The sequence below is a fragment of the Flavobacterium sp. W21_SRS_FM3 genome (genome assembly GCF_052113625.1).
Classification (GTDB): Bacteria; Bacteroidota; Bacteroidia; order Flavobacteriales; family Flavobacteriaceae; genus Flavobacterium.
In genome coordinates this window covers 318150-330512 of record NZ_JBGQOD010000002.1, presented here as the reverse complement: position 1 = coordinate 330512, position 12363 = coordinate 318150, and the positions used below count along the sequence as shown (strand labels likewise).

The following is a 12363-nucleotide window of genomic DNA, read 5'->3' as shown; positions in this document are numbered from 1 at the left end:
GCTGTTCAATTCTGTCCTAATCTAAAACAGCCGTTTTTTAAATTGTTTTTTGAAAACAAATGCTGTCCGCCACACCTTGGTACTGACCGTAATTAGCCGTTATGGCAAATCCGTTTTTTTTGTACAAAGCAACAGCTTCTGGAAATCTGTGTCCCGTTTCTAAGATGCAACTATTGAAGTTTTCTTCTTTAGCCCAAGATTCTAATTCTTTTAAGATCTTAGAGGCAATCCCTTTGCCACGATCTTCAGAATTAACATACATTCTTTTAATTTCAGCGACCTGCTCTTCATAATGTTTAAAAGCACCACAACCCACTGCACGATCATTTTCATAAACAACAATAGCGTGTTTTATAGTATCCGTTTTGTTGAACTGCGCATAAAATACATGTTCCTCACCGTCTCTCAGTTCGATGTCTTTGTCTAACAGCTGTATCAGCTGTAGGAAGTCGGTATTTTCAGGCGTAGTTCTAATAATCTTTATCATAGTGATGCTTTTAGTCGAATAAGTCAGACGATAAGTAACGATCTCCGCGGTCGCAAATGATCGCTACAATCACACCCGACTCTAGTTGTTCGGCAATTTTTACTGCAGTTGCCACTGAGCCACCACTGCTCATTCCGGCAAAAACTCCTTCTTCAAGTGCCAAACGTTTGGTCATGGTACGTGCTTCCTCTTCGCTTACTTCAATTACTTGGTCTACTTTGGATGCATCAAAAATCTTTGGTAAGTATTCTTGTGGCCATTTTCTAATACCTGGTATTTGAGAGCCATCACTAGGCTGCGCTCCGATAATTTGAATCGCTGGATTTTTTTCTTTTAGATAGGTTGAGGTTCCCATGATGGTTCCTGTAGTTCCCATAGCAGATACGAAGTGCGTAACAGTACCATTGGTATCCTTCCATATTTCGGGTCCAGTGGTTTTATAATGCGCCTTCCAGTTGTCATCATTGGCAAACTGATTCAACATCACATAGCCACCAGCAGCGACTTTTTTATCGGCATAATCCCTAGAGCCAATAATTCCTGTACTGGCAGGGGTTAAAGTTACGGTGGCGCCATAAGCACGCATCGTCTGGGTACGCTCCTTTGTAGAGTCTTCTGGAAGAACTAATTCTATTTCGATATTTAATAATTGGGCAATCATGGCTAAAGCAATTCCAGTATTCCCGCTGGTGGCTTCAATTAATTTGTCTCCTTTTTTAATATCTCCTCTTTCCAGTGCCGACACAATCATGTTGTAAGCTGCTCTATCTTTAACGCTTCCACCCGGATTATTGCCTTCTAATTTTAATAATAACTGTACATTTTTATTTTTAACCAAGTTAGTTGCTATGACTAATGGTGTATTTCCGATAAGGTTAACCAATTTTTGAGGTTCCATATTATTTGATCTCTTTAATTTTTACTTCAGTTGTAGTGGTGTTTAATACGACGGATTTGGCAGGAATGGATTTAGTCACCCAAGCATTTCCACCCACAATGCTATTTTTACCGATGACAGTTGCGCCCCCAAGTATAGTAGCATTCGCATAAATGCATACATTTTTCTCTACTGTAGGATGTCTTTTTGCATTTTTCATGTCTTTACTCACACTTAGTGCACCCAGCGTAACCCCTTGGTAAATCTTGACATTTTTAGCGATAACCGCGGTTTCTCCAATTACGATTCCCGTAGCGTGGTCGATGAAAAATGGAGAAGCTATTTCGGCACCCGCATGAATGTCGGTTCCTGTAATGCGGTGGGCATATTCACTCATTAAACGTGAAAATAATAACAAGTCTAATTTATACAACACATGGCTTAAACGATAAATAGCAATCGCATAGAAACCAGGATAAGCAAGATACACTTCCTCTATGCTGTTTGATGCTGGATCGTTTTCTAAAATGTATTGGGCATCTTGATTTAGCATTTCTAATACTGAAGGTAGTGCTGCAAGAAAATCTTCCCAGATAGAATCGCAAATGCCTTGCGGCTTTTTGCAGGCTATTACTGATATTTCTTTAAAACGTTTTTCGAGTTCATCGATACTTTGATCTAAAGGCGCGTTGCCGTCAAACAAAGTATAGAACAACTGCTCAGTAAAAGTTTCGGTTTTTGTTTTAATTCCATAATTAATGGAAGAATGGCTTTTTAAAGCACTAATATTTTGGATAATCTGCTCTTTCGTCACGATTATAAGATTGAAATGTTAATAGAAAAGGGTGTGGTAAACGGTAATCTAGAAATGACAACAACAATGGTACAAAGATGTTTGTAGACCTTGTAAAGAAAATAAATTGTTGTTGCTTGTGTACATATGGGTGTTTGCTAACATAATGTTTTACAAATATATTGAAGTATTTTGGATTATATACGCTAGTTATTCGGCTCTTTTGTGAATAGGCTTTTTTTTAACTTCAATTAAAGAAATAGGAGAATTTGACTAGAAAAAAGAAGGCATTTTTATTGTAAATTTAAAATCTTATTTGGCCCTCAAGAAAATTCATGGAGTTAATACGATAGTTATGAAAATCAAAACCACTTTTAGCAGTGATCTGACACATAAAGAATTTTCAATTTCTAATAGGGTTTCTGGAAAGACGATCCGGAATCCCATTATGGCATTGATAAAAGAAGATTATCCTGATTTTAATAGCGAGCAGTTCCTGTCTGTAAGTGAACTTAATATGTACCGCGAAAAATACATTTCGGGTTTCTTGCTGAAAGAGATAGGGGAGCTCTCTCAAATTGAGTCTAAACTTCTGGCTGATTTTGATGAAGAAAAATCATTGGTAAGTCAGGTCGAGGACGAAGTAGAGCTGCGCACTTATGGTCAAATAGTAGCTGATAAAGTAGCCGACTTTGGCGGAAGCTGGAAATTTATAATTCTCTTTGGAGTATTTATTTTAATTTGGATTTTCGTAAATATTTATTTTTTGACCAATAAGGGTTTTGATCCCTATCCGTTTATTTTGCTAAATTTAATTTTATCTTGCCTTGCTGCACTTCAGGCTCCCGTGATCATGATGAGTCAAAACAGGCAGGAAGAAAAAGACAGGGAAAGAGGAAAAAAAGATTATATGATTAATTTAAAATCAGAACTTGAAATTAGAATGCTTCATGAAAAATTAGATCATTTAATCATGCACCAACAAGAAGAGCTTATTGAAATTCAAAAAATCCAAATCGAAATGATGAATGATATTTTGAGTAGAATAAATAAGTGAGCTGGATTTTTTAATAATGATGATAACCATATCCTGCAATCATAAAAACAGCATTTATTACTGCTAAAATAATGATGGTTTTTTGAGAAAAAATGCCTTTAAAAACAAATGTACTAGCCCAGGAAATTAAAAAAATAAGGCTCGTAAAAATGGCTGGATACATCTCAAAAGAAGCAGCAAATTCCCCTTGAAGTAAAAGTAAAAAAGAGCGCTGAAATCCGCATCCTAAACACTCCACTCCAAAGAGTGTTTTGCTTAAACAAGGGAGCATGTATTTTTCTAAATTCATCTGTTTTTTTTTGAGGCTTATTGAAATAAAAAGGAATCTTATTTATTAATAAACAAAGCTATTTTTAAATTTGTTACTTTTGGAAACTGATAGATAAAGATATGAAAAAGTTAATGATCCCCATAATGATAATTGCAATTGTTGTTGCTTTTTATCAGCAGGTGAGTGAAGAGAAAAATGTATATATAACCGTGATTGCTATCGTTGTATTTATGTTTGGAATGATGCAACTTAGTTCAAAAACACCGAGTAAAAATCAAGAAAAAGAAGACAACGATGTTGAATAAAGGAGATAAAGTTTCTGTGCTTGATGAAGCTATAAACGGAATTGTGATGCTTGTTAAAGACAAAGAAATTACGATTGAAACAGAGGATGGATTTATGATGACATTTAATGTCAACGAATTACTTAAAGTAAACGACACCAGTAATTTAATGGACTCTATTAAAAGAATTGATATAGATGAAATTAAAAAGGAAAAAGCAATCCCAAAACCGCGAAGTTTTGTAAAGGAACGCAAAGACAGACAGGATGGACCAGTCCCAGAATTTGATTTACACATCGAAAAATTGGTGCAAAACAAGAGAGGAATGTCTAATTATGATATCTTAACTTTGCAGTCAGAAACAGCAAAGAGGCATGTGGAATTTGCGATTAAAAATCGCATTCCCAAAATTGTTTTTATCCACGGTGTGGGGGAAGGTGTTCTAAAAGCAGAGCTCGATTTTTTATTAGGCCGCTATGATAACATAGATTTTAGAGAAGCTAATTATCAAAAATACGGTCAAGGTGCAACCGAAGTTTACATCAAACAAAACAGTAAATAAAGCCTTTTAAACGATAAAAAATTCCCATTTGAAAATTTCAAATGGGATTTTTTTTAGTTCTTTTTGGTTCAAAAATAGGGCTTAATTTGTAGTTAATAAGTCGCCATAAATATAATTATCACCTAGTAAAAAATTGCTATTTCCTTTCTTAAAAGTGACCTTTTTTAGCACGATTGTATGCTTGAAACTGTTAGGTCCATTTGTAGTTGTTGTGACCTCTACGATACCACTTACATCAGTTACACCGGCCACCGCATTCCACTCTTCTTTTAAAGCTGGAGTAGTAGGTGTTGTCGCATTACAAAAGTAAGATCCGGTTAAAAGATCGGCAAATAAACGGTATGTTAAGCTGTTTTTTGAAGCACTAATAAGTCCTTTTCTAGGAGCGTTAGCCGCAGTTATTTCATTAACGATTAAGCTTGGATCTATATTGAGCATCAAAGCTTCACTTGTTGTAAAGTCGTAAACTAAATTAGAATTGCTACATTTATCTAAGGTCTTGTCAAAGTTAAATGGGAGCGTAGTTGCTGAAGTAGTATAAGTGCCAAATGGAAATGTTTCGTAAACTTGGGTACCATTCTCTTTTGCGAAAGTGATATTTTTGAATACAATATTATGACTGTAACCACTAATTCGGGTACTATTTTCAGTCGTATTTACTGTTTTAACACTCGTTGTTGTTATTTGGATTGTTCCGTCAGTGGCATTCCATTGATTGTTTACAACAGGTGTAGCAGGAGGAATGGTCTCACAAATATTATCAGATGTTACTGTACCATTATAAAAACGATACACCACGCGATTAGTTCCATTAATGCTTAGCGTAGTGGGTATATCCCCAGATGGTTCGTTTTTAAAACTAGTTTGTGGAATCTCAAGAAGCAAGGCTTCTTTATCATTTAACTTATAAATAATATTATTTGTGCTACAACTTTGGGTTGTTGCATCTTCAAAATTGATATCTTCTTGGATCAAATTACCGTCATCACAGCCATTTAATGCCCAGGCAAAAACTAGTAGGCTTAGTACTCTTTTCATTGTATTGTTTATTTAGTACAAAAATAGCTAAAAAAATGACAATTGATATTGGAGAATACACAATTGATATTTCATAACTTTGCAGTAATGAAAAAAGTATACTTAGACAACGCATCAACGACTGCTATACGACCAGAAGTGGTTCAAGAGATGGCAACAGTCATGACAGAACATTATGGAAATCCTTCTTCTACACACAGCTTGGGACGCAATTCCAAAAGTGTTTTAGAGCTTTCTCGAAAGGGGATTGCAAAACAGATCAATGCAGCTGCACAAGAAATCATATTTACTTCTTGTGGTACTGAAGCGGATAACTGGATTCTACGTTCGGCTGTTAAAGACTTAAAAGTAAGTCGTATTATCACTAGTAAAATTGAGCATCACGCTGTTTTGCATACGGTATTAGTATTGCAAAAGGAATTTAATATTCAAGTGGATTATGTAAATGTAAAGGCTGATGGAACGATTGATTTAACACACTTAGTAGAATTACTAGCAACAGAAGCTAAGACTTTAGTGAGTTTAATGCATGTGAATAATGAGACAGGAACCGTTTTAGATCTGGAACGAGTAGCGCGTATTTGCAAAGAACATAGTGCTTTATTTCATTCAGATACGGTGCAATCCATTGGTAAGACCAAGATTGATTTAGAAAAGCTACCTATTGACTTTATTGTAGCCAGTGCACACAAATTTCATGGCCCGAAAGGTGTAGGTTTTGCTTTTGTTCGAAAAAATTCAGGGCTGCAGCCACTGTTTTATGGCGGTGAGCAAGAGAAAGGATTGCGTCCGGGAACGGAAGCAGTTCATCAAATAGCCGGAATGGCCAAAGCCTTAGCTTTATCGTATGAAAATTTAGAAGAAGAACAGCAGTATATTTCGGATCTAAAAATGTACCTGATACAGCAGCTGCAAGCTTCTTTTCCTGGTTGTAGTATCAATGGTGGCGCAAATACGTTCTACAATATAGTAAATGTTTTACTGCCTTTCTCTGAGGATAAAACAGCAATGATTTTGTTTCATTTAGACATGAAAGGAATAGCGGTCTCACGGGGTAGCGCCTGTCAAAGTGGTAGTATCAGGCCTTCACATGTGCTAGCAGAAATGCTTTCTGATGAGGATTTGAAGAAACCAAGTTTGCGCATCTCACTGAGTCATTACAATACAAAAGAAGATATCGACTTGTTACTAGCGGCTTTAGCTAGTCTGAAATAGACATAAAAAAAATCCGCTACTAGCGGATTTTTTTATTTATATACTGTTTGTGAACTGCGGTTAAGCAATACTTTCTCCTTCTTTCAACGCTTTCTCTTTAGCTTTTCTTCTTTCTTCCAGTATGGATTCTCTTTGTTTAGCAGTTATCATCAAACCAAGCATCATAATCACTGCTGTTAGCAGAATAACTTGTATAATCAATGATTTGTTTACCAATAGGATATTGTGTTCTGGAGTAATAGAAAGAAAAAGTAAAATCGTTATTAATCCTCTAGGAGCCACAAATAATAATGGGAACATGGGTATTTTCGATATTTTAAGCTGTACTAATCTTAAAATAAAAAGGATAAAGACAATACCGACCGCCCATATAAGGGTATCCGTATTGATGATTTCGGATGTTTTAATCAGATACCCAAATAATAAAAAGAACAGCGCTCGCACTAAAAAAGTGGCTTCAACTATCAATTCTTTGAATTTTGCAACCTCTTTATTTAGTAAATCCAAACGGAAGCGTTGCGCCCATTTAAAATGATTTAATTCATCTAAATTACCAATGGATAAACCAAAAACCAATATGAATATCAGCGCTGGTAAATGGTAAATTTTTGAAATTTCATAGATCAAAATAATTAGCAGAATGATTGGTACAAACTTGATATGGTGGTCAATTTTATTTAATAAAAAAGAAAGTAATATGGTGGCAACAAATGAAATAGCAATGATAATTAATATCTCTAAGCAAAAATAGCCAAAAGTGTCCAAGCCAAAGCTAGAGTTGAAAGCGATAAAATTGAAGAATACCACTCCAAAAATATCCGATAAACTACTCTCATAAATGATAAATTCTTTTTGACTGGAGCTTAAGTTTCTAACACTTGGAATAGCGATAGCACTACTAATCACGCAAAACGGAATTGCATTTGTTAAACTATCTTTATACGAATAGCCGCCATAATAATGCAGTAAGTAGGCCAGAGAAAATGCCAAAACCAGTAATGGAAGAAAGGCTCCTAACGATGATTTTTTAATTAAACCAATTTTAGATTTATTGAGTTCGAGTTCTAACGAACCTTCTAAAACAATAAGAATCAGTCCTATTGTTCCTAATATAGGAAGTGTCGAAGAGAGATCTGGAATATCTATATCAAACAGAATAGTAAATTCTCTCACTATCCAGCCCAATAACAGCAACAAAATTACTGAAGGTATTTTTGTCATAGATGCTGTAAGATCAAACAAGTAAGCAACTAACAGCAAGAGACAAAGTGCAATTATAATTGTCATAGAAAAATAATTAATTTTTTAAGTTAGACTGCCTAATCCTAGCTATAAATGATATTGCAGGCGATGTAAGATAATACATTTGATTGTTAAAATACAAATTTATTCATTTAGAGCTGAATTCGTCTATTATTAATCATTCTTTATTTCAATTTTAAAGGATGTCAGATTTAAAAAACGTGCCATTTTCAATTTTATAGCTAGTAATTCATTTACTCTTCTATGTATTTTTCCATCAGCAGTCGGGCTTTAAAGAAACATAAGGTCGATTCAGCACCTTGATTGATGTTTATTTGTTTGTCTTCTAGTCCATCGTAGGAAGCGCCATTTTCTGGATTATACATGATTTGTTTGAGATGATTGTTCCCCAAAAACCACACGAATGCTAATTTTAGCTGTTCCTTATATTTTTGATTAGCTGTGACTTCATAAAACAAGTCTAGTGCTATTATTGTGGTGGCAACCTCAATGGGCTGTTCTCCATGAAAAACCCTTTCATTCTGTTTCTTGAACCAGCCTCGGTTTGAAATCACCTTTAATTGTCCTTTCATAAAATAATTAGACAATAAAAAATCGAAGGTTACCACGGCAATTTTCTTGTATTTAGGATTGCGGGTCACCAGATAACTAAACATCATTGCTTCTGGAAGGACATTATTAGCATAGGTCATATAGTCCTCATACCAACACCAATTTTTATCTGAATTGATGTTATAATGATGCAGTAGCTCATCAGCAAATTTTTCGATACTCGCCTTTATAGCGGGATCAGGATAACTTTGATAATAGTGATACAACCCTTTTAAAGCATAAGCAATGGCTCGTGGTGAGCTAATTTCATGGATATTTTTTATTCTTTTGTTCCAACACTTTTCTGCCCGAGTAACTAAATCGGATGGTAGTATATCTTTGTAGGCGATAACAAACCCTAAACTCCAGATTGCTCTTCCATTAGCATCTTCAAGATTTACTTCATTATTTTGAGAAGTCAAATTGTGTTCATAATCTTTATAATTGTCAAACCAGCCATTATCACGCTGAATGCCTTCGATGTAACTGAGATAAATAGCGGCCAGCTGCATTGATTTTTCCTCTTTATAAATGTTATGATACATGACCATATTGATTAATGCTCTGGCATTATCATCTAAAGTATAACCAGATTCAGGGTCTGGCTCACTAAATTTTGAAAATTGTAAAATTCCATAGTCCGTTGTCATTTTTTCAATATGATCTAATCTTATTTCAGGATAGCTAAATTTTAAATCATCTTCTCTATTGGTTAATTGGTCAAATAGCAAGCGGTATTGGATAGCAATATTTTCCCAAGAGGAGGCATGTGCTGCCGAAAAAGCATTGCGAGCCATTTGCACTCTTTGTTCTTCGTTTTCTAATAATTGCAGTAGCGCATCTGTAAATTCTTGTGGCTTATCAAAACTTTTCAATAAAATGCCATTGCCATCGGTTAATACTTCTACCGCATGTGGAATGGGAGTGGATATCACGGCGCAGCCGCTACTCATGGCATAAGCGAAGGTTCCGCTCACTGCTTGATTAGGGTCTTTTGAAGAAAAAAGATAAATATCTGATAAGGTGAGGTATTGCAATAACTTTTTTAATTCTAGGTATTCATTAATAAATAATACATGATTGTCTAGCTGTAGATCATGTACTAAATCAGTTAATTTGGTTCTGTATTCTTCGCCTTGTTGCTTGATAATTTCAGGATGCGTTTTACCAATAATTAAATAAATTATTTTAGGATATGCTTTAATTACATTGGGCAGTGCTTCTAAAATGGTTTCGATATTTTTGTTTTCGCTAATCAAACCAAAAGTAGAGAGCACCACTCGGTCAGCATAATTATATTGTTTTTTCAAAAGTTCTTTTTCTTCCCAAAGTATGTTGTGATTCCCATGCGGAATAACTTGTAGTTTTAATGGGTCACTGTCATATTCCTTAACTAATATTTCTTTAGATCTAAGAGTGAGTGCAATCACTTTATCAGCGAGATCAATAATGGCATGAACTATTTTTTTTCGCCTTTCGTCGGGATGGGGTAAGACAGTATGGAAAATAATAACAATAGGTTTGTTTAAAGCCAAAATAAAGGATAGGATATGGTTACCATATTCCCCTCCAAAAAGACCAAATTCATGTTGAATACAAACTAATGCGATGTCTTCTCGTGTGTTTATTTTTTCGGCTACATTACGGTATTCATCCACTTCGGTTGTGGGAAGAATGTAGGTTACTTCAGGTCCATAATCATAGGTAGAGATCGTATTTTGTAGCGCACATACTTCAATAGGCAAAGTAGCGCCAAAAACATTTTTTATTGCATTTGCAATATCGTTGGAGAAAGTTGCTAGTCCGCATTGTCTAGGCGGGTAGGAACTTACAATTAGCATTTTGATTCCTTTTTCAATTTTCATTGTCTATTTTTTTAAGGTTGCTTTTTTAACTCTAGGAGTAATTCGAGAATGTCTAATTTTGCTACAGCGATATGTTTATCAGCGGCGCCGTAGTAGATGTATAAGTCATTTTCAAACAAAGCATGTCCTGTAGGAAATACAATATTATTGACAACACCTTCTTTTTCCCATTTTTTAGTAGGAGAGAATAAGGGGTAGGGTAATCTGGATATTTCCATCTCTGGATGATCTAAATGCAGTAAAGCTGCTTTAGCATGGTAGGTTTTTCCAATAGTGGTTTCATGAACTCCATGATAAATAAGGAGCCATCCATCAGGAGTCTCTATAGGTGGTAAACCCGCACCTATATAATTTACCTCATAGGGATCTTTTGGATCTAATATAATATGGTCCGTTAAGTTCATTAAATATTCTTCCCAAAAAGCTAAGGTTAGTTCTTCCCAATTATCAAATTTCACGATTTGAATTCCAGGCCAAATGCGGTGCAATAAGACAAATTGCCCTTTGATTTTTCGGGGAAAAAGCACGACGTCCTTATCTCTTAGTAAACGGGTTTCATCTCCTACTAAACCTATTTGGGAAAACAGATTGTAATATTGATGGTACTTTGGGTTTAACTTTGAGGGATTACAGCAGTTTACGTGATTTTCATATTCCTGATAATTTATTTGAGGAGTGATAATTCCTTTCTTCTCAAAATGAATTAAATCTTTGGAAGTAGCTAAGGCACCCATCGCATTAATTCCGTCATATGCTGTATATGTTACGTAATACACTCCATCTAGTTTCACTATTCTGGGGTCTTCCATACCCTGTGATTCGTAATCAAAATTTCTGGAGATTAGTGGTTCCTTTTTTCTTTCTATAATTTTTAAAGGGCCTTCAGTTTTGGCATAACCAATTGTAGAAAAATTACCTTCTTGTACTGCACGATACAATATATGTACTGTATTTCTATCTTGATAGACAGCTGGGTTCAATACGCCCATGTTTTCAAACGCTAAGTTTGTTGGACTTAAAATTATTCCTAGTTTTTCTATCGTGATCATGGTGTACCGTTTAATGCCTCTTAATTAGTTACTATTTTGCCTTTCCTCTTTCTTTTTTTGTCTTTCTTGCTTTCTAAAATAGCCTCGGAATAAGAAATTGTGTTTCAAAGCTTCTAAATTTTCATTTAAGCGTTTGCTAGCTTCATTGATATTTGACATGGTTGAGTCTACTTTTCTAACTAAATTGGGATCATTTGATAAGTAGTTTATGGCTCCTTTTCCATCTTTCATGTTAACAATCGTTTGGTTTAAATTGCGCACCACTTTATCAATTTCGGCTGATGATTGATCTAAATTCAAAACAACTGTTTTTATATTATTGGCCACAGCCGTATCTTTTAAAACCCCTATTACATTGTTTTTATTATTTAAAGAGGAAATGAGTCTGTTTAAATTAGCAACAGATTCTGAGGTTCCTTTGCTGGTCATTTTTAAATAATGGAGTGTTTCTTTTAGATCTCTGGCCATTACGGTGTCATTTATTAAAGCGCCCACAGAACCTTTTCCATCCGTAATATCCTTAGTAATTTTAAGTAAATCAACTGTTAGTAGGGCTGCATTTTCATTCGTTTTGCTCAAAGTATTTAAAATGTCATCAGTGCGCACCCGATCTTCAGACTGTATCTCATCTCCTGCTTCTATGGGAATCTGAGAACCATTTCCTGGGAGTATATTAATAATCATACTTCCCACTAATCCATCAGATCCTATGGTAGCAATGGCATCCTTTTTAATATGCTTAAAAATCGCTTTGTCAATGATCATATTAACGCTAATGGTAGTATCGTTGAGCATTTCGATAGACTGAACAGTCCCTACATTAATACCAGAATAGCGCACATTATTCCCCAGCTGTAGGCCACTTACATTGCTAAAGATGGCTTTTAAGTGACTGGTTTGACCAAATAACTTTTGCTTATCGCCAATGAAATAAATGGCAGTTACAAAAAGTAATAAACCCAATGTAATAAAAAGGCCGAGACGTATTTTTTGTGATGTTGTTTTTTCCAT

At 35.0% G+C, this 12363-nt stretch carries 13 protein-coding genes; 4 read left to right on the top strand and 9 right to left on the bottom strand.

All coding sequences use genetic code 11. The annotated features are described in order from the left end of the window. Positions 1-37 precede the first annotated feature (37 nt). The 3 genes from ACEN2K_RS04885 to epsC are packed head-to-tail and all read right to left on the bottom strand — an operon-like array spanning position 38 to position 2178. Positions 38-487, bottom strand: a complete 450-nt coding sequence (locus ACEN2K_RS04885; RefSeq protein ID WP_441758201.1) for a GNAT family N-acetyltransferase — start codon at positions 485-487, stop codon at positions 38-40. Positions 488-497: 10 nt separating this feature from the next. Then, positions 498-1385: a cysteine synthase CysM gene (cysM, locus tag ACEN2K_RS04880; protein ID WP_441758200.1), complete on the bottom strand. Its 888-nt coding sequence runs from the start codon at positions 1383-1385 to the stop codon at positions 498-500. A gap of 1 nt (position 1386) precedes the next feature. Continuing rightward, positions 1387-2178, bottom strand: coding sequence for a serine O-acetyltransferase EpsC (epsC, locus tag ACEN2K_RS04875; protein ID WP_441758199.1), 792 nt, complete (start codon positions 2176-2178; stop codon positions 1387-1389). Between the two features lie 334 nt (positions 2179-2512). Here epsC and ACEN2K_RS04870 point away from each other — a divergent pair, with 334 nt between their 5' ends. Then, a complete protein-coding gene (locus tag ACEN2K_RS04870; RefSeq protein WP_441758198.1) occupies positions 2513-3214 on the top strand; it encodes a DUF1003 domain-containing protein in 702 nt (233 codons plus the stop codon). A gap of 10 nt (positions 3215-3224) precedes the next feature. Here the strand turns inward: ACEN2K_RS04870 and ACEN2K_RS04865 are convergent, their stop codons facing one another. Beyond that, positions 3225-3503: a DUF2752 domain-containing protein gene (locus tag ACEN2K_RS04865; protein ID WP_441758197.1), complete on the bottom strand. Its 279-nt coding sequence runs from the start codon at positions 3501-3503 to the stop codon at positions 3225-3227. Positions 3504-3616: 113 nt separating this feature from the next. Between ACEN2K_RS04865 and ACEN2K_RS04860 the strand changes: the two genes are divergently transcribed. After that, positions 3617-3790, top strand: coding sequence for a hypothetical protein (locus tag ACEN2K_RS04860; RefSeq protein WP_441758196.1), 174 nt, complete (start codon positions 3617-3619; stop codon positions 3788-3790). Beyond that, positions 3780-4331 (top strand): Smr/MutS family protein, encoded by a 552-nt coding sequence (locus ACEN2K_RS04855; protein WP_441758195.1) that lies wholly within the window; start codon positions 3780-3782, stop codon positions 4329-4331. Before ACEN2K_RS04860 ends, ACEN2K_RS04855 begins: the two co-directional genes overlap by 11 nt. Before the next feature lie 81 nt (positions 4332-4412). On the opposite strand, the gene ACEN2K_RS04850 is transcribed toward ACEN2K_RS04855, so the two are convergent. Further along, positions 4413-5369: a hypothetical protein gene (locus tag ACEN2K_RS04850; protein WP_441758194.1), complete on the bottom strand. Its 957-nt coding sequence runs from the start codon at positions 5367-5369 to the stop codon at positions 4413-4415. An 87-nt stretch (positions 5370-5456) separates the two neighbouring features. Here ACEN2K_RS04850 and ACEN2K_RS04845 point away from each other — a divergent pair, with 87 nt between their 5' ends. Beyond that, positions 5457-6584: a cysteine desulfurase family protein gene (locus tag ACEN2K_RS04845; RefSeq protein ID WP_441758193.1), complete on the top strand. Its 1128-nt coding sequence runs from the start codon at positions 5457-5459 to the stop codon at positions 6582-6584. Positions 6585-6644: 60 nt separating this feature from the next. Here the strand turns inward: ACEN2K_RS04845 and ACEN2K_RS04840 are convergent, their stop codons facing one another. From ACEN2K_RS04840 to ACEN2K_RS04825, 4 genes are all read right to left on the bottom strand, one after another. After that, the gene (locus tag ACEN2K_RS04840; RefSeq protein ID WP_441758192.1) at positions 6645-7871 is read right to left on the bottom strand and encodes a sodium:proton antiporter; all 1227 of its coding nucleotides are present in this window, start codon (positions 7869-7871) and stop codon (positions 6645-6647) included. A 209-nt stretch (positions 7872-8080) separates the two neighbouring features. Continuing rightward, positions 8081-10303, bottom strand: a complete 2223-nt coding sequence (locus tag ACEN2K_RS04835; RefSeq protein ID WP_441758191.1) for a glycosyltransferase — start codon at positions 10301-10303, stop codon at positions 8081-8083. An 11-nt stretch (positions 10304-10314) separates the two neighbouring features. Continuing rightward, entirely contained in the window at positions 10315-11352 is a 1038-nt protein-coding gene (locus ACEN2K_RS04830) for a pesticidal protein Cry7Aa (RefSeq protein WP_441758190.1), read from the bottom strand. A gap of 24 nt (positions 11353-11376) precedes the next feature. Beyond that, complete coding sequence (locus tag ACEN2K_RS04825) at positions 11377-12363, bottom strand: MlaD family protein (protein ID WP_441758189.1); 987 nt, start codon at positions 12361-12363, stop codon at positions 11377-11379.

Coding starts and splice junctions, on each gene's coding strand:
- ACEN2K_RS04885 (WP_441758201.1), bottom strand. CDS start 487: ATGATAAAGATTATTAGAACTACGCCTGAAAATACCGACTTCCTACAG.
- cysM (WP_441758200.1), bottom strand. CDS start 1,385: ATGGAACCTCAAAAATTGGTTAACCTTATCGGAAATACACCATTAGTC.
- ACEN2K_RS04870 (WP_441758198.1), top strand. CDS start 2,513: ATGAAAATCAAAACCACTTTTAGCAGTGATCTGACACATAAAGAATTT.
- ACEN2K_RS04865 (WP_441758197.1), bottom strand. CDS start 3,503: ATGAATTTAGAAAAATACATGCTCCCTTGTTTAAGCAAAACACTCTTT.
- ACEN2K_RS04860 (WP_441758196.1), top strand. CDS start 3,617: ATGATCCCCATAATGATAATTGCAATTGTTGTTGCTTTTTATCAGCAG.
- ACEN2K_RS04855 (WP_441758195.1), top strand. CDS start 3,780: ATGTTGAATAAAGGAGATAAAGTTTCTGTGCTTGATGAAGCTATAAAC.
- ACEN2K_RS04850 (WP_441758194.1), bottom strand. CDS start 5,369: ATGAAAAGAGTACTAAGCCTACTAGTTTTTGCCTGGGCATTAAATGGC.
- ACEN2K_RS04845 (WP_441758193.1), top strand. CDS start 5,457: ATGAAAAAAGTATACTTAGACAACGCATCAACGACTGCTATACGACCA.
- ACEN2K_RS04840 (WP_441758192.1), bottom strand. CDS start 7,871: ATGACAATTATAATTGCACTTTGTCTCTTGCTGTTAGTTGCTTACTTG.
- ACEN2K_RS04835 (WP_441758191.1), bottom strand. CDS start 10,303: ATGAAAATTGAAAAAGGAATCAAAATGCTAATTGTAAGTTCCTACCCG.
- ACEN2K_RS04830 (WP_441758190.1), bottom strand. CDS start 11,352: ATGATCACGATAGAAAAACTAGGAATAATTTTAAGTCCAACAAACTTA.
- ACEN2K_RS04825 (WP_441758189.1), bottom strand. CDS start 12,363: ATGGAAAAAACAACATCACAAAAAATACGTCTCGGCCTTTTTATTACA.